This window comes from Sulfidibacter corallicola (assembly GCF_017498545.1).
Classification (GTDB): Bacteria; Acidobacteriota; Holophagae; order Acanthopleuribacterales; family Acanthopleuribacteraceae; genus Sulfidibacter; species Sulfidibacter corallicola.
In genome coordinates this window covers 3,611,157-3,632,760 of record NZ_CP071793.1, presented here as the reverse complement: position 1 = coordinate 3,632,760, position 21,604 = coordinate 3,611,157, and the positions used below count along the sequence as shown (strand labels likewise).

General features: G+C 59.5%; 15 protein-coding genes and 1 tRNA gene. 12 read left to right on the top strand and 4 right to left on the bottom strand.

All coding sequences use genetic code 11. The features are described from left to right. The first annotated feature begins 16 nt into the window (after positions 1 to 16). The 11 genes from J3U87_RS10435 (at position 17) to J3U87_RS10385 (ending at position 14,597) form a co-directional block, all read left to right on the top strand. Positions 17 to 1,165: an aminotransferase class V-fold PLP-dependent enzyme gene (locus J3U87_RS10435; protein WP_237382987.1), complete on the top strand. Its 1,149-nt coding sequence runs from the start codon at positions 17 to 19 to the stop codon at positions 1,163 to 1,165. A gap of 80 nt (positions 1,166 to 1,245) precedes the next feature. Next, positions 1,246 to 1,318, top strand: a tRNA-Gly gene (locus J3U87_RS10430). 447 nt (positions 1,319 to 1,765) lie between these two features. After that, positions 1,766 to 3,364, top strand: coding sequence for an ABC-F family ATP-binding cassette domain-containing protein (locus J3U87_RS10425; RefSeq protein WP_237382986.1), 1,599 nt, complete (start codon positions 1,766 to 1,768; stop codon positions 3,362 to 3,364). A gap of 5 nt (positions 3,365 to 3,369) precedes the next feature. Further along, on the top strand, positions 3,370 to 3,987 hold the full coding sequence (locus J3U87_RS10420; RefSeq protein WP_237382985.1) for a nucleotidyltransferase family protein: 618 nt from the start codon (positions 3,370 to 3,372) through the stop codon (positions 3,985 to 3,987). A 316-nt stretch (positions 3,988 to 4,303) separates the two neighbouring features. Then, the gene (locus tag J3U87_RS10415; RefSeq protein ID WP_237382984.1) at positions 4,304 to 4,687 is read left to right on the top strand and encodes a hypothetical protein; all 384 of its coding nucleotides are present in this window, start codon (positions 4,304 to 4,306) and stop codon (positions 4,685 to 4,687) included. 353 nt (positions 4,688 to 5,040) lie between these two features. After that, entirely contained in the window at positions 5,041 to 5,526 is a 486-nt protein-coding gene (locus tag J3U87_RS10410; protein WP_237382983.1) for a bactofilin family protein, read from the top strand. A gap of 131 nt (positions 5,527 to 5,657) precedes the next feature. Next, entirely contained in the window at positions 5,658 to 6,779 is a 1,122-nt protein-coding gene (gene ald, locus J3U87_RS10405; protein ID WP_237382982.1) for an alanine dehydrogenase, read from the top strand. A 177-nt stretch (positions 6,780 to 6,956) separates the two neighbouring features. Next, positions 6,957 to 7,778, top strand: a complete 822-nt coding sequence (locus J3U87_RS10400; RefSeq protein ID WP_237382981.1) for a lipoate--protein ligase family protein — start codon at positions 6,957 to 6,959, stop codon at positions 7,776 to 7,778. Positions 7,779 to 8,085: 307 nt separating this feature from the next. After that, entirely contained in the window at positions 8,086 to 11,151 is a 3,066-nt protein-coding gene (locus J3U87_RS10395) for an NAD-glutamate dehydrogenase domain-containing protein (protein ID WP_237382980.1), read from the top strand. Between the two features lie 511 nt (positions 11,152 to 11,662). Next, positions 11,663 to 13,150, top strand: coding sequence for a Na+/H+ antiporter NhaC (gene nhaC, locus J3U87_RS10390; protein WP_237382979.1), 1,488 nt, complete (start codon positions 11,663 to 11,665; stop codon positions 13,148 to 13,150). 55 nt (positions 13,151 to 13,205) lie between these two features. Then, on the top strand, positions 13,206 to 14,597 hold the full coding sequence (locus J3U87_RS10385; RefSeq protein ID WP_237382978.1) for a pyridoxal phosphate-dependent decarboxylase family protein: 1,392 nt from the start codon (positions 13,206 to 13,208) through the stop codon (positions 14,595 to 14,597). A 102-nt stretch (positions 14,598 to 14,699) separates the two neighbouring features. Here the strand turns inward: J3U87_RS10385 and J3U87_RS10380 are convergent, their stop codons facing one another. The 4 genes from J3U87_RS10380 to J3U87_RS10365 all read right to left on the bottom strand — a co-directional run bounded on the left by J3U87_RS10380 (position 14,700) and on the right by J3U87_RS10365 (position 20,201). After that, positions 14,700 to 15,665 (bottom strand): class I SAM-dependent methyltransferase, encoded by a 966-nt coding sequence (locus J3U87_RS10380; RefSeq protein ID WP_237382977.1) that lies wholly within the window; start codon positions 15,663 to 15,665, stop codon positions 14,700 to 14,702. Positions 15,666 to 16,017: 352 nt separating this feature from the next. Next, entirely contained in the window at positions 16,018 to 18,924 is a 2,907-nt protein-coding gene (locus tag J3U87_RS10375; protein ID WP_237382976.1) for a hypothetical protein, read from the bottom strand. Between the two features lie 111 nt (positions 18,925 to 19,035). Further along, complete coding sequence (locus J3U87_RS10370; protein ID WP_237382975.1) at positions 19,036 to 19,743, bottom strand: hypothetical protein; 708 nt, start codon at positions 19,741 to 19,743, stop codon at positions 19,036 to 19,038. Beyond that, complete coding sequence (locus J3U87_RS10365) at positions 19,743 to 20,201, bottom strand: tetratricopeptide repeat protein (protein WP_237382974.1); 459 nt, start codon at positions 20,199 to 20,201, stop codon at positions 19,743 to 19,745. Before J3U87_RS10365 ends, J3U87_RS10370 begins: the two co-directional genes overlap by 1 nt. Positions 20,202 to 20,482: 281 nt before the next feature. On the opposite strand from J3U87_RS10365, the gene dprA reads away from it, so the two are divergent. After that, a complete protein-coding gene (gene dprA, locus J3U87_RS10360) occupies positions 20,483 to 21,604 on the top strand; it encodes a DNA-processing protein DprA (protein WP_237382973.1) in 1,122 nt (373 codons plus the stop codon).

Below are 21,604 nucleotides of genomic sequence, written 5' to 3'. Positions count from 1 at the left end.
TGCCTCGAGGAGAAGTATGTCTTATCAGGAACGCTACTTTCCGGACCTCGCCTATCGCGCCTATTTGAATCACGCCGCGATCGCGCCCTTGGCGCGGCCCGTTGCGGCGGCGGTGCGGGACATGGTGGACGTCTATGGCCGCCAGGGTATGAAGGGGTGGTCGTACGGTGCCGCCCGCCGCAACAACCTGCGCCTCAATCTGGCCAAGATGCTGGGTTGCGATCCCGACGATCTGGGCCTCGTCAGCAACACCAGTCACGGCTTGATGACGGTCGCCCACGAGTACCCGTGGCAGGCGGGCGATCGCATCGTTCTGCTGCGCGGAGAATTTCCCGGCAACGTGTTGCCCTGGCTGAGCGCCGCCCGTCGCTTTCATCTCGAAGTCCTGTGGCTCGATCCGCGCGATATCTCCGAGCGCACGGCCGCTCTGGCCAAGGCCCTTGCCCGGCGCCCACGCCTGATCGCCCTCAGTTGGGTCCAGTACCAGACCGGTTGGACCCTTTCCCTCGAAGATCTCGCCGCATTGCGCGCCGAAAGCGGAATTCACGTATGCCTGGACGCCATTCAGGGCTTGGGTGCCCTGCCCATGGACCTGCGGCGCACGCCACTGGATTTCGTCGTTTCGGGTGCGCACAAATGGTTGCTCTCACCGGAAGGATGCGGCTTCCTCTACGTCCACCCCGATCGAATGGCTGCGCTGGACCCGTTTTTCGCCGGTTGGCAGAGTACCGACCAACCGGTGGATTTCCTTTTCGAAGGTGCCGGCCACGTGGATTACCGCAAACCCTATCGCGGCGAAGCCAGCCGGGTCGAGTGGGCCACGCTCTCACCCTATCCCTTTGCCGGCATGGACGCGGCCATCGGCCTCTTCCTGGAGGTGGGTCTCGACGAGATCTCCCGGCGCATTCTCGAACTGGCCCGATACACGCGTCACTTGCTGACCGAAGCCGGCTTTCCCGTGCTGCGGGAACGGGCCGACGCCGGCATCGTCAGCCTGCCCATGGCGTCGCCGCGTCTCAAGGAGACCGCGCGCCGGTTGGATCAGGCGGGTATTGCGGTGGCGACGCCCGACGGCCATCTGCGAATCGCGCCGCATTTCTACAATCGCGAGGATCAGATCGATTTTGCGGTGGATCACCTGATGCGTTTGGCCAAGCTGGATTGAGTCGTGCCCTGTCGTGGGTTCGGGTTGATTCCCGGTTCCGTTTCTGCTAGTTTTCTGTGATCGACTTCCTTTCTACTCAAGCGGGAATAGCTCAGTTGGTAGAGCGCCAGCTTCCCAAGCTGGATGTCGCGGGTTCGAGTCCCGTTTCCCGCTCTTTGCATTAAATTCCCCCGACATAAACCGCTCCCGAATTAGATAGATAACGCTGTGAGCTGTTCCTGGCAACTGTAACGCGTCATCGTTCGTGGCACCATCCCGGCACACCGGGATTGGATTTTTACGACCGCCGCGGGGTAGCCTCGGGGGTGGCAGTCGTGTTATAAATGACCGTTTACGCGGCGGGATTCGCATGGGGTCGCCGGGCCGTCGCGTGGTGGGTATTCCCCTCGGCAGGTTTCTCGCGGCACCGTTGATTCATCGCCCTTGCCGCCATCCCGAATCCACCACGAAGCCTTCGCTTCGTTTCCGCGGTCCAACCATTCACATGTGGATCGCGTCATGAGACCTACACCGTTTCGCCGGTTGTTCGCGGCCGTTTTTTCGTGTGCCGCCAACCCCATTTGACCAGAACCCAACCAGATTATCTTTTCGAGGGCCAACGTGATACAAGTTAGTGACTTGACGCTGCGCTACGGCAGCCGTGTGTTGTTCGAAGACGTCAACATTAAATTTACTCCCGGCAATTGCTACGGCATTATCGGCGCCAACGGGGCCGGTAAATCGACCTTTCTCAAAATCCTCTCCGGCGATATTCCCACCCAATCCGGAGACGTTCACATCACGCCGGGCGAGCGCTTGGCTGTTCTGAAGCAGAACCACTTCGAATACAACGAGTTCCCCGTGATCGACACGGTGATCATGGGTCACAAGAAGCTCTACGAAGTCATGAAGGAGCGCGATGCGCTCTACGCCAAGGAAGACTTCACCGACGAGGACGGCGTGCGTTCCGGCGAGCTGGAGGGCGAGTTCGCGGACCTGAACGGCTACGAGGCCGAAGCCGAAGCCGGTTCCCTGCTCAACGGTCTGGGTGTCACCGATGCCCTGCACACCAAGAAAATGGCCGACCTCGAAGACACCCTCAAGGTTCGCGTCCTGCTGGCCCAGGCCCTGTTCGGCAATCCCGACATCCTGCTCCTGGACGAGCCGACCAACCACCTGGACGTCGCCTCGATCACCTGGCTGGAAAACTTCCTCTACGAGTTCGAAAACACGGTTTTGGTCGTGTCCCACGACCGTCACTTCCTCAACAAGGTCTGTACCCACGTCGCCGACATCGATCGGGCCCAGATCAAGCTGTTCGTCGGTAACTACGACTTCTGGTACAAGTCCTCGCAGTTGGCGCTGGCCCAGATTCAGGACCGCAACAAGAAGAAGGAAGACAAGGCCAAGGAGCTCAAGGAGTTCATCGCGCGCTTCTCGTCCAATGCCTCCAAGGCCCGCCAGGCCACCGCGCGTAAGAAACAGCTCGAAAAGCTCAACGTCGAAGACATCAAGCCCAGTTCGCGCAAGTATCCCTATATCATTTTCCAGCCCAACCGCGAGGCCGGCAACGAGTTGCTCTACGTGGAAGGGCTCAGCAAGACCGTCGACGGCGAGCAAATGCTCAAGGACGTCACCTTCCGCATCCACAAGGGTGAAAAGGTGACCTTCACCAGCAGCAACGGCCACGCGATCACGACCCTGTTCCAGATCCTGGCCGGTGAGATCGAGCCGGATGCGGGCGAATTCAAGTGGGGCGTCACCACCTCGCAGGCCTACTTCCCCAAGGATCACGAGTCCTATTTCGATTGCAAACTGAACCTGGTGGATTGGTTGCGTCAGTACTCCGAAGAGCAGGATGCCAGCTACATTCGCGGCTTCCTGGGGCGCATGCTGTTTTCCGGCGACGAAGCGATGAAGACCGCAGGCGTCCTGTCCGGGGGCGAGAAAGTGCGCTGCATGCTGTCCCGCATGATGATGTCCGGGGCCAACGTGCTGATGTTCGACGAGCCCACCAACCACCTCGATCTGGAATCGATCACCGCGCTCAACGATGGCATGATCAAATTCCCCGGCACGGTTTTGTTCACCTCGCACGACCACGAGCTGACCCAAACCGTGGCCGACCGCGTGATCGAGATTCGCGAAGAGGGCATCGAGGACTACGTCACGACCTACGACGAGTACCTGGAGCGGCGCGAGAGCGAGACGGTCGGATAATTGGCGTGTCGCCTCGTTCCGACACTTCACCCATATCGAATCCCGCGGCGGCGATCAGTCTGGTTCTGGTCGCCGCCGGTTCGTCCCGTCGCATGGGCCTGGAAAACAAGCTGTTGCTGCCCTGGACGGAAAAGACCCTGATCGAAGCCTCGCTGGCGCCCTTTTTGGGCCGAGGCTTCGGCGAACTGATCGCGGTGGTCGGCCACGATGCCGAGGCCGTCACCTCGGTACTGGCGCCCTATCCGGTTCGCGTCGTGCACAACCCCGATCACGGGCGAGGCCTCGGCTCGAGCCTGGCCGCGGGAATCGCGGCCTGTTCCGCCGACGCGGTGGGCTTTCTGGTCGCATTGGGCGATATGCCGCGCATTCCGCACGATTTGCCGGAGCGCCTGATCGCGGCGTTTTCTCGCGATCCGCAACACATCGTGGTACCGGTTCGCGAAGACAGAAAGGGTCATCCGGTGCTGTTCGGTGCAGCCTATCGGCCGGGCCTGCTCGAGCTGGACGGCGATCGCGGTGCGCGTTCGATTCTGGCAGCCCATTCTTCGCGATTGGTGGCGGTTCCCGTCAGCGATGACGGCATTTTTTTCGATGTGGATGGACCCGCCGACTTGCCGACCTAAGCTCCTCGTTTTTTTGTGGTTTTCCGGTGTTGCAGGGGGCGGTCCCGTGCCTGGATCGCGCAGTGCTGCGAAATGTTCTGTAAGGTGATCTGTGTCACTTCACTCGTTTCCTGGACGACGCGATTCGAGCGGGTTGCCACGAACCGCCGGACAACGTTGCCTTTTGGTATCGACAGGTTATAGCTGTCCGTATAAGTGCTTGGAAATAAGTAGTATGTTATTGTTTTCCCGCACCGACGCATTTTTCCATTCTCGCCTGATCGGGTTTGTCGTATTCTGGGACAAAGGTCCACAACTATTTCTTCTGGAGTTGGAGATGAAAATCTTTCGGGTACTTTTCTTGATGTTGTTCTTGGGGTCGACCATGGCCATGGGCAACGAAATTTGCGAGGCCATCAACGATTTGGCCAACGACTGGAATGAAGTGGCCAACTTCATCGACGAAGCGGGTGATGACGAGGATTTCACCGCTGTGGAATTGCGCGCTTTCGAACGCTACATCGAGGAACTGGCCGAGGACACCTACTGGCTGGCCGATGCCCTGATCGACCTGGGCGATCGTCGCGAAACCAACTTGGGGACGACGCTGCGCAAGACGATGGTGCGCCTGGCCGATGGCGGCAGCACGAATCGCATGGTCAACGATCTGGATTCTCTGGTCGATACCCTCGACAAAGTGACGGATTACTGCGACGAGTAATCATCGGCACTCGATGCCGAACCCCTGCTCCGCTCCCGGGAGGGGACCTGATCCCTCGCGGGTGCGGAGCCCGAACCGCGTCAGCTTCGCGGTTCCCTGATCACCACCTGAAACACCCTTCGCGAACGAAGTGACGGAACAGGCGCGGCACCGGCTTTTTTTCAACTATCTGACCGCACTGGAACCCTTATTTTTGCCTTGTCCGCCAACTGATTCGCTTTTTGGCCCATAGGGCCATTCTTGGTATTTGTTAATCAGGTGTTTGGGTTTAAGATAGGTCCCCGTGGGAAATAACCGAATTGGGATCCGGTGTTCGCTGCTATCACCGCGTATGCCGGCACTGGGGAGCGGTCATGGGCTGGTTGGATAAACGAAGAAACGGGAAACACGAAGTCAGAGTCCAACCCGAAATACCTTCGAAAAGCAAGGGGGAAGGCACCATTGTCGGCCCGAACCTCATCATCGAAGGCAAGCTGGATTCCAAAGAAGACATTTGGATCGCGGGCCAGATCAAGGGGGAACTGGACTGCGCGTCCCGGATCGTGGTCGCCGCCAACGGTCGCATTCAAGGCCGCATCAAGTGCCAGAGCATCGCCATTTTCGGCGAGGTCGAAGGCAACATCGACGCGGCCGAAGAAATCACCGTGGAGGCCACCGGCAAATTGATCGGCGACATCAAGACCAAGGTGTTCACCAATCAACCGGGCGGATTCTTCGAGGGTTACTCTCACATGCTCGACGGGAAGGTTGTACAAGACAGTAAAAAGGGGGAAGAACCTTCCAAGGACAAAGCGTCCAAAGACCCCAAGGAGTCCAAGGACAAAAAGAGCGCCAAGTAGTCGAGCGGGGTCTCCGCGGCCGCATCCGCTCCGGAGCGAGCCGCCACATTTTGAGTCAGGACCTTTACGGGCGACGCCGAAAGTGCGCCGGGAAAAGGCCTGATCATCGAGATTAAAGAAGGAAGTGCGACATGATCATCGGCACGCCAAAGGAAATCAAAAATCAGGAGTTCCGGGTCGGCCTGATTCCGGCTGGAGTGAAATCGTTCGTGAACGCCGGGCATCAAGTCCTTATCGAAACCAATGCCGGTCAGGGCAGCGGCTTCCCCGATGAGGAGTACGTCGAAGCGGGGGCGACCATCGTCGACAGCGCCAGGGAAGTGTTTGAGCGCGCGGACATGATCATCAAAGTCAAGGAACCGCAGGAAGTGGAGTATCGCATGCTGCGCGAGGGTCAGGTGTTGTTCACCTACCTGCACCTCGCTCCCGATCCCGCGCAAACCAAGGGATTGTTGGAAAGCGGCTGTATCGCCATCGCCTACGAAACCATCACCGACCGAGATGGCCGCCTGCCGTTGCTCGGACCCATGAGCGAAGTGGCCGGACGGATGTCCGTTCAAGTGGGTGCGCATTACCTGCAGGCCACCAAGGGCGGGCTGGGCATGTTGCTCGGCGGTGTCCCCGGGGTGGAGCCGGCCGAGGTCATGGTGCTCGGCGGCGGGATCGTCGGCCTCAACGCTACCAAAATGGCCATCGGCCTGGGTGCACAGGTCACGATTTTCGAGCGCTCGGTGGACCGGATGCGTTACCTGGACGACATTTTCGGGGCGCGCATCACCTGTTTGATGAGTAACGAGTACAACATCAGCAAGCGGCTGGAACAGACCGACTTGGTGATCGGCGGCGTCTTGATTCCCGGCGCCAACGCACCCAAACTGATCACGAAATATCAAATCGAAAACCACATGAAACCCGGCTCGGTCATCGTCGATGTGGCCGTGGACCAGGGCGGTTGCATCGAGACCACCCGTCCCACCACCCACGACGATCCCGTCTTCACCGTTGGCCGCACCACCCAATACTGTGTCGCCAACATGCCGGGAGCCGTGCCGCGTACCTCCACCTTCGCCCTCACCAACGTCACCCTGCCCTACGCGCTGCGTCTGGCCAATCAGGGCGTCGATGAGGCGATTCGCCGCGACGAGCACCTGCGTGCCGGCGTCAACGTCTACAAGGGCAAGCTGACCTACGAGGCGGTTGCCGAGGATCAGGATCTGGAATTCACCGACATTCAGTCGCTGTTGGCGAGCTGAATCCTTCGAATCGATGATCGGAGCCGGAGCAATCCGGCTCCCTTTGACGCCGTCGCCCCCCCGCGACGGCGTTTTGTGTATCGGCCCCCCCTCGCGGTCACGCGGCGGGGGCCCGAGGGCTGCGGAATCACGAGGCCGGCGTGGCCGGTGGCCCCGAATGAGTGCGAGGATGGCGACATGGAAACGGTTTGGTACAGTCTTCTGGAACGGGAGCCGCGATCGGCGGCGGAAAACATGGCCGTCGATCAGTTTCTGCTGGAACTCGTGGAGGCCGGCCGCCTGGCGGTGCCGGTATTGCGGACCTATGCCTGGGTGCGCCCCACGCTCAGCCTGGGATACCACCAGGAATGGCGGCGTGCGGTCGACCCCGAGGCGCTGGAACGGCATCGGGTGGACCTGGTGCGGCGCTGGACCGGGGGACGCGGCGTGCTGCACGATCCAGACGAGATCACCTACAGCCTGACGGCGCCGATGCAGGAGCCGTTCGGCAACACGGTTCGTCACAACTACTGCGCCATCGGCAGGGCGCTGGCTCGCTTCACCGATCTGGGCATGCAGCAGGGGCGCATGACGCCCGAGGAAGAATCCGTGGAAAAGGTCAGGCAGATGCGCCATACACCGTGCTTCGCGTCGCTTTCGCGATCGGAGATCGAGGCCGGCGGCAAGAAGATGATCGGCAGCGCCCAAAAGCTGGGTCGCAAGGCCTTCATCCAGCACGGCAGCATTCCGCTGTACGCCCGGTTCCGCATCTTGGAGGAAATTACCGGTACGGCCCTTTCGATGGATCGGCTCATGACCTCTCTTTCGGATCACTTCGCGCAGGCCGGACTGGCCCTGCCGCCGCGAAAGGCGTTGGAGGCGCGGTTGGTGACGGCCTTCGCCGAAAGTTTTGGCGTCACCTTTCGGGATTTCCGGGAAACCGACCTGTGGGATCAGGGCGAAATCGATCGCATCACCGAAACTCGATTCGGCGACGAGGCCTGGACCTTCCGCAAATGAGCCCTCGTTCGATAGCCGAACCGCGTCGGCCAAAATCGGTTGGATTTACATGCGAGGCCGCCAGCTCCGGGTTTTCGGGCGGTCCCTTGCCGAGCGCGGCGCCCGATCGAACATTCTGAAGGCCGACCCCTGTCTAGCTGTTTGTGGCCAGGGGTAGATTTTGATATGGTTTGACTACATTCTTGGCTAAAATCAGCGGGTTTCCATAGATGGGAAAGACACCGCGGATCTTGTTGATTCCGAGATCCGAACGCCGCCCTCGCGTTCTTTCCCATCATGCACGAGGGACGGAAAAAAGGGGGATCTTTTGGATCAGGAACAAAATATAGATGAATGGTTGCTCGACGACGGAATCGGTACCAATCTCTTCGGCGCGGACACCCTGGTTCAGCTCAACAGCAAGGGGAAAAAGGGTCGCGAGCTGGATGAGTACATCGAAGATATCAAGGAGAGCGCGCGCGTGGCCATCGACCAGTCGATCGCCATTCTGACGCCTTGGTTCTTCTCCAACATGCCGCAGTTCTATTACCAAACCACGCCGCGCGCCGAGAAGGTGCGCGACCTGCACGCGGTCATCACCGGTCACATTTTCGAGAGTAAACAGAAACTCCAGCTTTGGAACCGGCACCGCACCAAAACCACCTTCCTGGCGCCGGGCAACGACGACCAGGTCTTTTTCGACATCGCCGAATCGGTCAAGACGCTTTCGGTCAAGAACGGCGCGATGTACACCTCGAACGACCGCCTGTTGCTGATCTCCACCTTTTTCACCAACGAATTCCAGGCCGTCGATCTGGAAAACGAAAAGAACCGCGCCAAGGTGGAACGCGCGGCCGACCTGCTCAAGGGTGAAAACGAAGAGGCCGTCCACAATTTCCTCTACAACCTCGACGACCAGATGGTCGTGCACACCACCCCGGGTCGCATGGCGCGGCTGTACCGCTTGTTCCACCTGGCCAAGGATCGTGAGGATGCGGTCACCCACCTCGTCCCCGACTACTTCAACGAGTATGCGCGGTTGGACATCGCCTACAAAAAAATGCCGATCAGCCACACCCTGGCCACCCTGCTGTACCTCTTCGATCGCTACGATTTCCAAGTGAACCGCTGCATGTTCGCCACCGTGAACTGCCACACCGATACGCCGATCAGCGTGTTCACCATCATTTTCCGCCACATCGATGGCAAGCGGGTCGACAGCAAGTTCGTGCCCTTCCTGAAGCTCAACAAGGCTTCCAAGTCCCTGCGCTGGGTGGACACCGATCATTTCGACAAAATGTGGCGCCGCCACGGCGGGCCCGATATCGGTGACTTCTCCCTCAACGAAATCAACCTGATCCGTTCGATTTCGGTCTGGGTCCAGATCTTCCTGTCCAAGTTGAACCCCTACTATTATTCCGAGGAACGGGTCCGCAAAACCTTCACGCGCAATCCGCATATCCTGCGCATGTTGGTGGACTTCTTCAAGGTGCGCTTCGATCCGCGGGTTTCCGAAGACCTGCGCGCCACCTTGGCGGAAATGGAGGACAAGCTGAAGGAGGCGATCAGCGAGGTGTCGAACCGCATCGAGCACGACATCCTGATCGAGTCGCACAACTTCATTCGGCACATCCTCAAGACCAACTATTTCTTCCCGCGCAAGACCGGTTTGGCCTTCCGCATGAATCCCGACTGTCTCAATCCGAAGTTCTATCCCCACAGTCCGTTCGGGTTCTTCTTCATGCTGGGCCGCGGCTATCGCGGGTTCCAGGTGCGCTTCCGCGACACCGCGCGCGGCGGCATGCGGATCCTGATGCCCAAGGACGCCAGCCAGTACGAGGCCTCCTTCGCCGGGCTGTTCGACGAGGTGATCGGCCTCTCCTATGCGCAGCAGTTGAAGAACAAGGACATCCCCGAGGGCGGCGCCAAGGCGATTTTGCTGCTCTCTCCCGATGCGGACAAGGAAACCGCGGCCCTGGGCGCCGTCGACTCGATCCTCAATTTGATCACCACCGACAGCGAGTCCGCCAAGTTGGACCATTCGATCATCGACTACTTCGGTCATGAAGAAAACATCTACCTGGGTCCGGACGAGAACTGCACCAACGACCTGATCGAGGCGTTCGTGCGTCAGGCCTACCGTCGCGGTTACAAGTACCCCAACGCCTTCATGTCCTCCAAGCCAGGCGCGGGCATCAACCACAAGGAATACGGCGTGACCTCCGAAGGCGTGAACGTCTTCCTCGACAACCTCCTGCTCGAGCTGGGCATCGACCCGCGCAAGCAGTCGTTCACGGTCAAGATGACCGGTGGTCCCGACGGCGACGTGGCCGGTAACGAGCTCAAGATCCTTCACCGCGAATACGGCGACAACGCCAAAGTGGTGGCCGTCGCCGACGGCTTCGGCGCCGCCTTCGATCCCGAGGGCCTCGATTGGGACGAGCTGCTGCGATTGGTTCACGAGAGCCGTTCGATCATGGATTTCCAGACGAGCAAGCTCAGCGAGAATCCCGACTCGTTCGTGATTCCCGCCGATACCGCGGAGCACACCCGCACTCGCAACTCGCTCTACGCCGTCGCCGATGCGGACGTGTTCATCCCGGCCGGGGGCCGTCCCTACACGGTCAACAGCGACTCCTGGCAGCTCTTCAAGAAGCCGGAGGGCGGCCTGACCGTCAAGGCCGTGGTCGAGGGCGCCAACATCTTCTTCACGGAAGAGGCCCGCGAGCGGCTCCAGGAAGCCGGTGTCCTGATGTTCAAGGACAGCTCGGCCAACAAGTGCGGCGTCATTTGTTCCTCCTTCGAAATCCTGGCTTCGCTGATCATCCAGCCCGAAGAATTCATGGAAATCAAGGATGTCTACGTCGCGCAGGTGCTCGAAAAGCTGCGCGCCAAGGCCGACAGCGAGGCCAAGCTGCTGCTGCGCGAGTGGCGCGAAATGGGTAAGAGCAAAACGCTCGTGGATCTTTCGAAGATCCTTTCGGACGTCATCAACCGGGTGACCGATCTGGTTGCCGCCAACCTGGCCAAACTCAGCGACGACGAGCTCCAGAGCCCGGCCAACGAACACATCGTCTACAGCTACGTTCCCGATGTGCTGGTCGATCGCTTCAAGGACCGCATCTTCCGCGACATTCCGCGCAGCTACCTGGACGCCATCATTTCGGCCGACACCGCCGCGCGTATCGTCTACGCGGAAGGCATCAATTGGCTCCAGAAGCTGACCGACGAGGATCTGGTCAAGACGGTTCGCATCTACATGGAGAAGGAACGCCGTGTGGAAGAGCTGTTGAACATCCTCGAAGAGCAGGACGTGGCCCACAAGGAAGAAATCCGCATGATCCTGGAACACGCCGGTGCCCGCACCTTGACCACCTGGGAGCGCGCACTCTAAGGCTTTTGGGCGACATTCGGTCCCATCGTCTTTTGGAAGCGGGCCGCCGTCCTTTTTGGGCGGCGGCCTTTTTTGATGGGTCGCTTCGCTTTGGCACGTGGAGGGTCCCGTCTTTTGGGACATCTACGTTTTTTCCGTTTTCGTCCGGGGATGCCAAGTGGTACAGTGAATGCGGTCAGATCCAATGTTGGCAGGTATGGAGCGTGGCTCCGGCGATGGTATGCCGAGAGGGCGAAGGTTCCGGTAGCGAATCCTTGCACCGGCGTGTTCTCGCGTACTCGCGGCGTGTTACATCGCTTCCGTAGCTTTACAGCAGAAAACCGCCTTGGTTCCCGCTTTTGGATGAGGGAAACCGGCACCTGCGGAGTTCTTTTTTTGCAACCGATACGCGTCATTCGCGCGGCCCGGCCTGAAGGTCGGTGTACCGAGACGCATGGTTTCGCGGGATGCGACACGGTTTGGCTGTGGTCTTGCCGGCCATCGGAAAATTATTGTTTCGTGAGGCGAATCGATGCGTGAACCATCCGTGAAGAAGCAAACGGAAGTGCCGTTGCCCAGCTTATGGGAAGCCCTGTTGCCGGTCGGATTCCTGGTGATGTTGTTGGTCCTGTCCGTAAAGCTCTACTCCAGCGACTCCTCCTATGGACCGAACCAGATCGCCCTGATCCTCAGCGCGGGTGTCGCCTGCCTGTTGGGAATGCGCAACGGGCTTTCCTGGAAGGATTTGGAAAATGCGATGGTCCACGGGATCTCGCTGTCGATGGGCGCGCTCTTCATTTTGTTGGTGGTCGGTTCGCTGATCGGTACCTGGATTCTGGCCGGCATCGTGCCGACGATGATCTATTACGGGCTGCAGATCATGCACCCCTCGTTCTTCTACGTGGCCTCGTGTCTGATTTGCGCCTTGGTCGCCCTGGGAACCGGCAGTAGCTGGACCACGGCCAGCACCATCGGCATCGCGTTGATCGGGATCGCCACCGCGCTCGATTTGAACCTGGGCATGACCGCCGGATCGATCATTTCGGGCGCCTACTTCGGCGACAAGCTTTCGCCCCTTTCCGACACCACCAATCTCGCGCCCGCCATGGCGGGAACGGACCTGTTCACCCACATTCGCCACATGCTGTGGACCACGGTGCCCAGCCTGATCATCGCCTGCACCCTCTTTTTGATCCTCGGATTCACCTCCAAATCCGGTTCCGAAATCGACCTAAGCAGTTACCTGGAGCTGCTGCGCAACCACTTCAACGTGTCGCCGGTCATGTTGGTACCGCCGTTGATCGTCCTGGGGATGGTGATGAAGAAGGTACCCGCCTTCCCAGCGCTCCTGATCGGCGCCCTGGTGGGCGGGGTGTTCGCGATCCTGTTTCAGCAGGGCACCGTATTGGCGTTCGTCGGTGACGAATCGCTTTCCAAACCGATGGCCATGCTCAAAGGGTGCTGGACGGCCATGTTCGGCGGCTTCTCGATCACCACCGAAAATGCCGAGTTCAACAAGCTTCTCTCCCGCGGCGGCATGACCAGCATGCTCAATACGGTCTGGTTGATCATCTCCGCCATGATGTTCGGGGCGGTGATGGAGCGGACCCGTAGCCTGGAGGTCATCGCCGGTAAGATCCTGGGATTGGCCCGCAGTACCGGAACCTTGGTTTCGGCGACCTTGGCGACCAGTATCGGTATGAACATCGTGGCTTCCGACCAGTACATCGCCATCGTGATTCCGGGGCGGATGTTTCGTGCGGAGTTCGAGAATCGCCAATTGGCGCCGCAAAACCTTTCGCGGTGCCTGGAAGATTCGGGCACGCTCACCTCGCCCCTGATTCCTTGGAACACCTGCGGCGCCTACATGGCCACGACGCTCGGGGTGGCGACCGGCACCTATTGGATGTATTGTTTCTTCAACATCCTGAGCCCCTTCATTTCCGCCTTCTACGGCTTCACCGGTTTCACGATCGTGAAAACCGAGAAGCCCGCCGTCGAAGAGCGCGAGGCCGCCTGAAACGGATTTTTCCCATTCGCGAGCGATGGGTTGAATGGTGGGCCGCGGAGGAACCATGGAACACGAGAAGTTTGCCGAGCACGGCCATCGGTTGATCGATTGGATCACCGAATACATGAGCGAGGGCTACTCGGGCCCCGTGCTGCCGAAAACGGAACCAGGCGCGGTGATGGCGCAACTGCCGGAAACGCCGCCCCTCGAGGCCGAGCCGGCCGACGCGGTGTTCGCCGATTTCAAAAACATCGTGCTTCCCAACGTGACCCATTGGAACGACCCGCGCTTTTTCGCCTATTTTCCGGCCAATCACAGCGGGCCCGGCATTTTGGGCGATCTGCTCTCGTCCGGTTTGGGTGTCAACGCCATGAGCTGGGCCACCAGTCCCGCGGCCACCGAATTGGAGATCCGCATGATCGACTGGCTGGGCCAGATGCTCGGCCTGCCCTGGCGCGGCTGCATTCAGGACACCGCTTCCAGCGCCACGCTCTGTGCCGTTCTGGCGGCTCGGGAGCGCCTCGCCGATATCAATCAAGCGGGATTCTATACGCAGAAACCGATGACCGCCTATACCAGCGAACACGCCCATTCCGTGTTGCAGAAAGCGGTTTGGATCGCGGGCATGGGCGAACGCTTCCTGCGGTTGATCCCCGCCGATCGCCACTTCGCCATGCAGCCCGAGGCGCTGCGCGAAGCCGTGGCCCGCGATGTGGCTGCCGGGTTTCGACCCGCGATCGTGATGTCGACGGTGGGGACGACCTCGTCCACGGCCGTGGATCCGGTTGCCGAGATCGCCACGATCGCGGGCGAGTACGACATGTGGCATCACGTGGATGCGGCCCTGGCCGGTTCCGCCGCCATCCTTCCCGAGATGCGCTGGTTGATGGACGGCGTGCCCGAGGCCGATTCGTTTTGCTTCAATCCCCACAAATGGATGTTCACCAACTTCGATTGTTCGGCGCTGTTTGTCAGGCAGCCGGAGGCGCTCAAGAAAGCGCTTTCGATCACGCCGGAGTTCCTGAAGACCGCGCAGGACAGCGCGGTCGAGAACTTCCGCGATTGGGGCGTTCAGCTCGGTCGCCGTTTTCGTGCATTGAAACTGTGGTACGTGATTCGTTGCTACGGTGTGTCGGGGCTTCAGGCCAAGATTCGCGAACATTTGCGCATGGCTACCTGGTTCGCCGATCAGGTGGAACGGGAGGCGGGCCTGACGCTGGTCACCCGTCCGCGATTGAACACGGTGTGTTTCATGGCCGACAGCGACGAGCGTTCGCGCGCGCTGATGATGGCGGTCAATGCCTCCGGCGAGGCCTACCTGTCCCACACGGTACTCGACGACCGGTACGTGGTGCGGGTGGCTTTCGGACAGACCCATTCCACTTTCGCTCACGTGGAGAAGCTGTGGCAGTTGCTTCGGCGCCTCCACAGGGAGATGGTAACGCCCGCCGAGTAGCCCCTCGTCGCCTTGGCGGGAATGACGGGCCGCCCCGGCCGGGCTGCCACGCGACCCGTTCGTCAGTGTATTGAATGTCAAAGGCCCCTTCCGGGCCCGCGTCTAGCCGGTAGCCTGCTGCTTGGGCCGCAACTTGCCGATCCAGATCCAGTCCTCGTGCAGGATGTAGCGCCGCTTGTGGTTGAAGCGCACGTACGGAACGCCGTCGATCTGGTAGATCTCTTCGAAGTAGTCCTGCAGCATTTCCAGCATCTGGTCGAAATGGCCGGGCACGTCGAAATCCCAGGGGGTGGCGATCGACAATTTGCCGCCGGGCTTCATGATCCGCATGATCTGTTGCAGCACCGATGCGGGATCTTCCACCAGGTCGAGCACGTGGCCGCAGTGGACCCAGTCGAACAGGGGTTCGCAAAACGGCATTTGGCGGACGTCGCCGCAAATCACGTAGGCATTGGTCACCGGCTTCTTTTCGAATTGGGCGTTCTGCCAGCCTTTGCGGGGATTGAAAAATCGCGTGACCACTTCTTTGGCCGGGAGCAAACGGTTGGCGGTCGCGGCGAGAAAGAAGTTTCGCTCCAAGCCGACCACCTGATTACAGATTTCCGCCATTTGTTGGGTCATGCCGCCCTGACCGGCCCCGAGATCAAGGCCGAGTTTGGGGTGATGGCCGCCCAAGGCGTTGAGCACCAGATCTTCCGGAGTTTGCAGTTCCAAATCGCGAATGAACGACGGCAGGCCGAGGTTCTCCCAAAACCCCGGATAGCCCTCGCCCATGATCTCCGAATCGATGGGAAGCGGTTCCGGGTGGCTGAAGAATCCGTAACGCGAGAAGAACCACTGCTTGACCTCGTCGTTCTCGCCGAATTCGGCGATGGAGCGACTGATGGTCATGATTTCGTCGCGAAGGTAATGGTCAACTCGTGGCTGAAGAATCGGCGTGTTGCAAATGCGGGGATAGATGGCGTCGCATTCCTTGGCATCGTATAGCCAAGGCTCCATTTCGTTGAGCTTGGCCTCCGAATCCGGACAGCAGACTACTTCCAAGAAAGAGAGATCGTGATAGGTCATAACCTTTACCTTCCGTGGTTGTGATTTCTTGATGGCGTTGGAACTGAGCGCGTCGGGGCGGCGTGCGTCGGAAGGCTACACCGTTCGAATCAAACACCCTCGGGATTAGCGGATTTTCGGTCGAATGGTACCGGCATCTCAGGGAAAGCATCGGTCTGGAATCGTATCGTTTCTGCGATCTTAGCTGATCTTTCGGACAAATTCATGAAAGTCTTGATTTGTTCTCCGCAAAAAGTGATGGGGCGAACGACGAAAACCCGGTCCGGAGCGGGCTTACGAAAAAGGCCGCCCGGTTGCAGTGGGCGGCCTTGGTGGTTCGATCTTTGTGCTTGGATTCGCTCGAGTTGAAGCCTCAGAACTTGCGGCCGATCCAGAAGCTGAAGCGGCTGCTGGAGGGGAACTCGTCGAAATTGGTGCGCTTGGCCCAGGTCCAGTGGACCTCCAGGCCCAACAGGTTCATGCTGATCTCGAACCCGTAGGCACCCAGCAGGTAGCGCGGATCGGGATTGTCGGGATCCCAAGGCGTCGAGTCGGGATCGTTGGGATCGGCCTCGCTGTCCTGAAATTCCCATTCGAAGTCGAACTCGTCGAACCAGGCTCCGCCGGCATCCACGAAGAAGGCGCCGCGAATGTTGGCGAAGGAGAAGCCCGGGAAGCGGATCTGATCCACGAGCGGGAAGCGCAGTTCCAACTGGGTCAGGAACCGGCGAGAGCCCACGAATTCCTGGTATCCGAAGTCACCCCGCAGGTTGTTGTTCCCGCCCAGGGCGAAGAATTCGGGGGTGTCGCCGTCACTCTGGTTGTAGATCGTGCGGTGGGCGATCAGGGAGCGGCGGGTGAGTTCGCGATAGGCGCGGAAGTCGAAATTGTAGGTTTCGTACTGGTTGAACACGGTGGTCGCGCCCACGTCCAGTGCCATGCCGTGTTGGGGGCCCCATCGCTGGTAGCGCAGCGTGTCCCTCGAGAAGTTGACGTACGCGTAGGGTTCGGAGAAATCCACCTGGCGGTAGAAGAATCCCGGCCCCTCTTCGTTGCGCACGAAGCGGAATACGTCCTGGTCGGTGAAGCCGCCGCCCAGATCGACACGGTTGTACAAGGAGAACGGGTAGCGCATGTAGGCGCCCAGGCTGACGTTCTTGTAGGTGCGGTCCAGGCGTTCGTTGAATCGGGCGGCCGTGAAGCGGTCGACGAAGAACTCCTGGCGGGAGTTGAAGGTCGCGCCCCACTGCAGTCGGCGCGTGCGATTGAGGTAATTGGCGTAGTAGTTTTCCAGGCTGGAGACCGAATAGCTGCTGACGTCGAGTACGTGGTCGCCCAGCACGTCGGAAAACGAGATCGCAGAATTCGAGATGAAACGACCGTCATCGGTGGTACCCACGTTGACGTTGACGTTGCTGATCGAGAAGTTGCGCCGCATGCGGTACTCTTTGAACTGCTCGTCCTGCAGGACCACGTTCGCGCTCATCTTGTAGTTCTTGACGTTCGCGTAGTTGTCCTGGGAAACGTCGTAGACTTCTTCGCGCTCTTCCGGCTTGTCCATGCGGTACACCCGGTAGCGGCCTTGATAATAGGCGGTGAAGACCAGCTGACGAGTCTCTTCGCCTTCCTTGTGGTCGAAGATGATGCGTTCCTGCGGCGAAAAGGCGCCGGTCAAAATGTTGGTGTACTGCTTTTTCAAGCCGGATTCCAGGTCGAGTTCATAAATGTTGTAGATGTCGTCGAAGCGATCGGAGCTGAAGTAGATCCGATCCATGTCCTGGCTGTAGGAGGCTTGGATGTCGTTGCCGAGACCGGAGGTCAACTGGGTCTTTTCGCGGTTGCCCAGATTCAGGGCGAAGATCTTGAAGAAGCCGCGACGGCTGGAGGAGTACAGCAGTTCCTTGCCGTCCGGGCTGAGGCGCGGGTTGCGGTCCAGGTGCTCGTCGTTCGTCAGGTTGGTCAGGGTTTCGCTCTGGCGGTCGTAGCTGAAGACGTCGTAGAGACCGCCGACGTTGCCGACGAAGTACAGCGTTTCGCCGTCTTGGGAGAACACCGGCGATTGGGCGTCGCGCAGGCCGGTGAACTTGATCTCGTCGGTGATGCGCCCGGTGAGGACGTTGACCACGTAGATGCGGTTGGAGCCTTCCTTGCGGGCCGAGAACACCAGTTCGTTGCCGTCCGCGCGCCAGGCCAGGTCGTTGATGCCGGAGAAGGCGCCCACGTTGATTTCGGTGAAGCGGTTGGTGTACCCACGGGTCAGGTTCTTGAAGATCCGGCCGTCCTTGGTGGAGATCAGGACCAGGTCCAGCTCGTTCTTGATGGGCACGATGGCCGCGAACAGGTCACCGCTGGGAGACAGTTCGGGGGAGAGGGTCGTGATGGCCTTTTGCGTGCGAATCTCGCGCGCGTGATCATCCGGTTCCTCTTTGATCGGGAGCAGGGTGACGTATTGCTTGCGCAGGTACTTGCGGAATTGACGGTCGAAGTCCTCGACCGAAATCTCGAAGGCCCGTTCGATGGCCGCCGAGACGTTGCCCGTGATGTTCTTGCGGTATTGCCACAGGAAGTTGCGCACGCCTTCGATGCCATAGTTCTGTTCGATGTAGTCGAACGCCGAGTGACCGATGCGGTAGGCGATGAACGACAGGCTGGTGAAATTGCCCAGCGAGGCGAAGTTGGAGCTGATCGCCGCGTCCCGCAGGACCATGCGATCCAGGTTGTCCTCGTCGTCACCCACGTAGGATGCCATGCCCTCGATGAACCAGGTCGGTGCGTTGGCCCGCAGGATGGCGCTGATCCGGTTGTTGTAGAACATGTCGTACTGGAAGATGTGGGTCAGCTCGTGAGTGATCAGCGCGAAGTTCTTTTCGGGTTCCTGGTCGAAGGGCAGCACCATGCGGCTCTGGAAGGGTTCGGCGAAGGCGCCGACCGCGCGTGGAATGAAGCCGGGAAAGATGTTGGTAAGCTCGAACTCTTCGTGGGTCTTGAAGAAGATCAGCGGTACCTTGAAGTCCAGCTCGTGTTGGAGCTTTTCGGAAACCTTCTTGTAGGCGGCCTCGCTCATATCGACCACGGTCGGCAGGAGCTGGGCCTCTTCTTCGTAATAGAACACCTTGAAATGCTCGGAGTGATAGACTTTCCAGTCGAAGTCCTCATAGGGAATCTTGTTCTTGCCCCGCGCGAACAGCATGGGAGTCAGCAGCAGGATCAACAACATCCCCACAAATCGTGGCCCCATGTGCCCGCGGCCGTGTCGTTTGGCGTAAACCTTTGCGCTCAAGACCTGTACCTCCTCGTTGCGACCTGGGACCCCTTGTTTCCTTTCAAGTCGTGGATCCCGCGTGACCGGTGCCCAAATCGTCGCCGGTCTTGTGTTGTGTGTTGAATCCGGCTACAAAAGGCTGCGCTCCGCTTTGACCACCGTATTGGTGAACAGGCCGAGGACTCGTTCCGATACGCGTTGCAGCAATTCGTTGAAGACCAACTGCTCGTCGATATTGGTCCCCTCGAGGTCGGTCGAGTCGCGTAAAACGCCTCGGTACAGGAGTTTGCCTTCGTTGAGCTCGTAGACGAAGATTTGCAGATCGAGGTTGAAGCCGGTGACCTCGACAAACTGGCTGCGATTGAACCGACGCCCGAATGCATCGGTGGTGGTGACATCTTTGAAGCCGCTGCGGTCCAGGATATTGAAGGAAATGATGCCCGTAACGGCCAGGGTCTCTTCCGCGTGATTGAAATGGAATTGGCGGAAAAACGGTTGTTGCCGTGCGAAAAAGTTGCGCGGGTCCTTGCCGCTGAGGTCCACCTTGTCCTCATCCAGTACCGGCATGACTTCCTTGCGCCGGAATTCGCGGACGAAAAAGTTGATGGCGGTTTGTTCGGTATCGAAACTGGCGCCCTTCACGTTGGCGACGAAGCCCGGAAAGTACACGTAGTTGAAGTCGGTCAGGTCCAACTTCGGCGGTAACGGGAGTTCGATGCGCACCGCGCGACCCGAACTGCCGCAGTTCGAAAGCGTCAGTACCAGGGCCAGGGGGATCAGGAATGAACAAAGTCGGTTCGCGTTCGAACCGAGACCGGGGACTCGTGAAAGATGCACTACTGGCCTCCTTCGTCGACAGGCGCTTCCTGGGATTCGACACTCGATTCGGCGGCTTTGCGAGCCTTGATGCGCCGTTCTCGTGCCAGTTGCTGCTGGTGTCTTTTATAGAAACTGAGAAACCGCTTGTAATTCTTCCGTATGTCGGCCGAATCCTCGTCCAGTTCGAGAGCTTCTTTATATAGATCCAAAGCTCTCTGGTAATCGCCCACCGATTCATAGGCGACGGCGAGGTTGTTGGTGGCCTGGTGGTTGCCTGGGTCGGCGGCCTTCACTTTTTCCCAACGGAAAATGGCTTCCTGCCACAAGTCGAATTCCGCCGCTTTTCGTCCGAATTCCAGTTCCTCACCCAAAATGGCGCGGTCGAGTCTGGGCTTCTTCTTGGCGGTGGAGCTGCCGCAGCCCCACGCCAAGAGAACGACCCCGAGTACCAGGGTGAAAACCGCTTTTGCCTTCATTTGGTCTCCTTGGATGGATTGGGCGCCGTGGAGGCATGTCTGTTCATTTCCTTGGAAATGAGATGGAAAACGCTATGGAAACAAGGGTTGCATGAAATTTTATGCCAAAACCGGATCGGATTCCCACTACTTCGTCTAAATATCTTTAAAGGGACAGCCTTATTCTGCACCCATGGCTTTTTGCACTTCCTTGAGCCACGGGGCTTTTGTCGCCTCGAGGACGCGCCACCGTCTCCAAAAGAAAACAAGGCTTGTCCTTGACGGGTGCGGGGGATGTCTCTATGTTGGTGGTTATGTTTTACCAAAATATCGAGGAATTCCGAAACGCGCTGGTTTTCGCGGCAAGCGCTCGGCGGGGACCTCTGCCCTTGCTGCGGGCCTACCAGAAGGCGCGGCAGCACAAGCTTGGCCTGGGTCCGCGCGAGTGGGCCGAGCTGGCGCTCGCGGCCGAGGGGATTCCTCGGGTTCGCAAGGAAGATGCGGCCCGCCTACACGCGGACCTGACGCGTCGTGGCATTTCGGTCACCTGTCTTGGTGACACCGATTATCCCGTCATGCTCGCGCCGCTCGACGACCCGCCGTTGGTGCTTTTCTACCGCGGCGACCTGGCTTGCCTGAATCGACCCTGTGCCGCGATCGTGGGTGCGCGAGCCTGTAATCACTACGGTTATCAAGCCGCCTTTCACTTTGCCGGCGATTTGGCCCGGCGCGGCGTGACGCTCGTTTCGGGTTTGGCGCTGGGCATCGACGGCCGCGCGCACCTGGGTGCCCTCTCCGTGGGCGGCACGACCGCCGCGGTCCTGGGCAGCGGCCTTGATGCCGTCTATCCGCCGGCCCATCGCGACCTGGCCGATCGCATCGCCAGCGAAGGTGGCTGCCTGCTCAGCGAGTTCCCTCCGGACGCCACCCCGCGCGCGCACCATTTCCCGATCCGCAATCGCATCATCAGCGGTTTGAGTCATGCGGTCCTGGTGGTACAGGCCCGCGAGCGATCCGGTTCCCTGATCACCGCACGCCACTGTTTGGCCCAGGGCCGCGAACTTTTCGCGCTGCCCGGTCCCTACCATCATCCCGCCTCCGCGGGCCCCAACGGGCTGGTCATGCGCGGCGAGGCCCAGTTGGTCGACTCGCCGGAAACCCTTGCGGAATGGATGGGTTGGCTGCGCCAGGCAAGCGTTTCCGAGGCGGTGTCGGCTTCTTCTGGACTCAAAGATCCCCTCGCTCTAAAAATTTATGATAGGCTTGACGCTTTTGCTCCCGTCCCTTTAGATACTATAGTAGCCGAGCTGGACACGGCGACGGGACGAGTGGTTGCGAAGCTTTTGGAACTCGAGAGTCGAAATATGGTCGAGCGCCGACCTGGTCAATGTTACCTTCGCAACCCGTTGCACACAGCGGTTTAG

What these genes read in the sequence shown, in the direction of transcription:
- J3U87_RS10435 (WP_237382987.1), top strand. Translation starts at nt 17, where the DNA reads ATGTCTTATCAGGAACGCTACTTTCCGGACCTCGCCTATCGCGCCTAT.
- J3U87_RS10415 (WP_237382984.1), top strand. Translation starts at nt 4,304, where the DNA reads ATGAAAATCTTTCGGGTACTTTTCTTGATGTTGTTCTTGGGGTCGACC.
- J3U87_RS10410 (WP_237382983.1), top strand. Translation starts at nt 5,041, where the DNA reads ATGGGCTGGTTGGATAAACGAAGAAACGGGAAACACGAAGTCAGAGTC.
- ald (WP_237382982.1), top strand. Translation starts at nt 5,658, where the DNA reads ATGATCATCGGCACGCCAAAGGAAATCAAAAATCAGGAGTTCCGGGTC.
- J3U87_RS10400 (WP_237382981.1), top strand. Translation starts at nt 6,957, where the DNA reads ATGGAAACGGTTTGGTACAGTCTTCTGGAACGGGAGCCGCGATCGGCG.
- nhaC (WP_237382979.1), top strand. Translation starts at nt 11,663, where the DNA reads ATGCGTGAACCATCCGTGAAGAAGCAAACGGAAGTGCCGTTGCCCAGC.
- J3U87_RS10385 (WP_237382978.1), top strand. Translation starts at nt 13,206, where the DNA reads ATGGAACACGAGAAGTTTGCCGAGCACGGCCATCGGTTGATCGATTGG.
- J3U87_RS10380 (WP_237382977.1), bottom strand. Translation starts at nt 15,665, where the DNA reads ATGACCTATCACGATCTCTCTTTCTTGGAAGTAGTCTGCTGTCCGGAT.
- J3U87_RS10365 (WP_237382974.1), bottom strand. Translation starts at nt 20,201, where the DNA reads ATGAAGGCAAAAGCGGTTTTCACCCTGGTACTCGGGGTCGTTCTCTTG.
- dprA (WP_237382973.1), top strand. Translation starts at nt 20,483, where the DNA reads ATGTTGGTGGTTATGTTTTACCAAAATATCGAGGAATTCCGAAACGCG.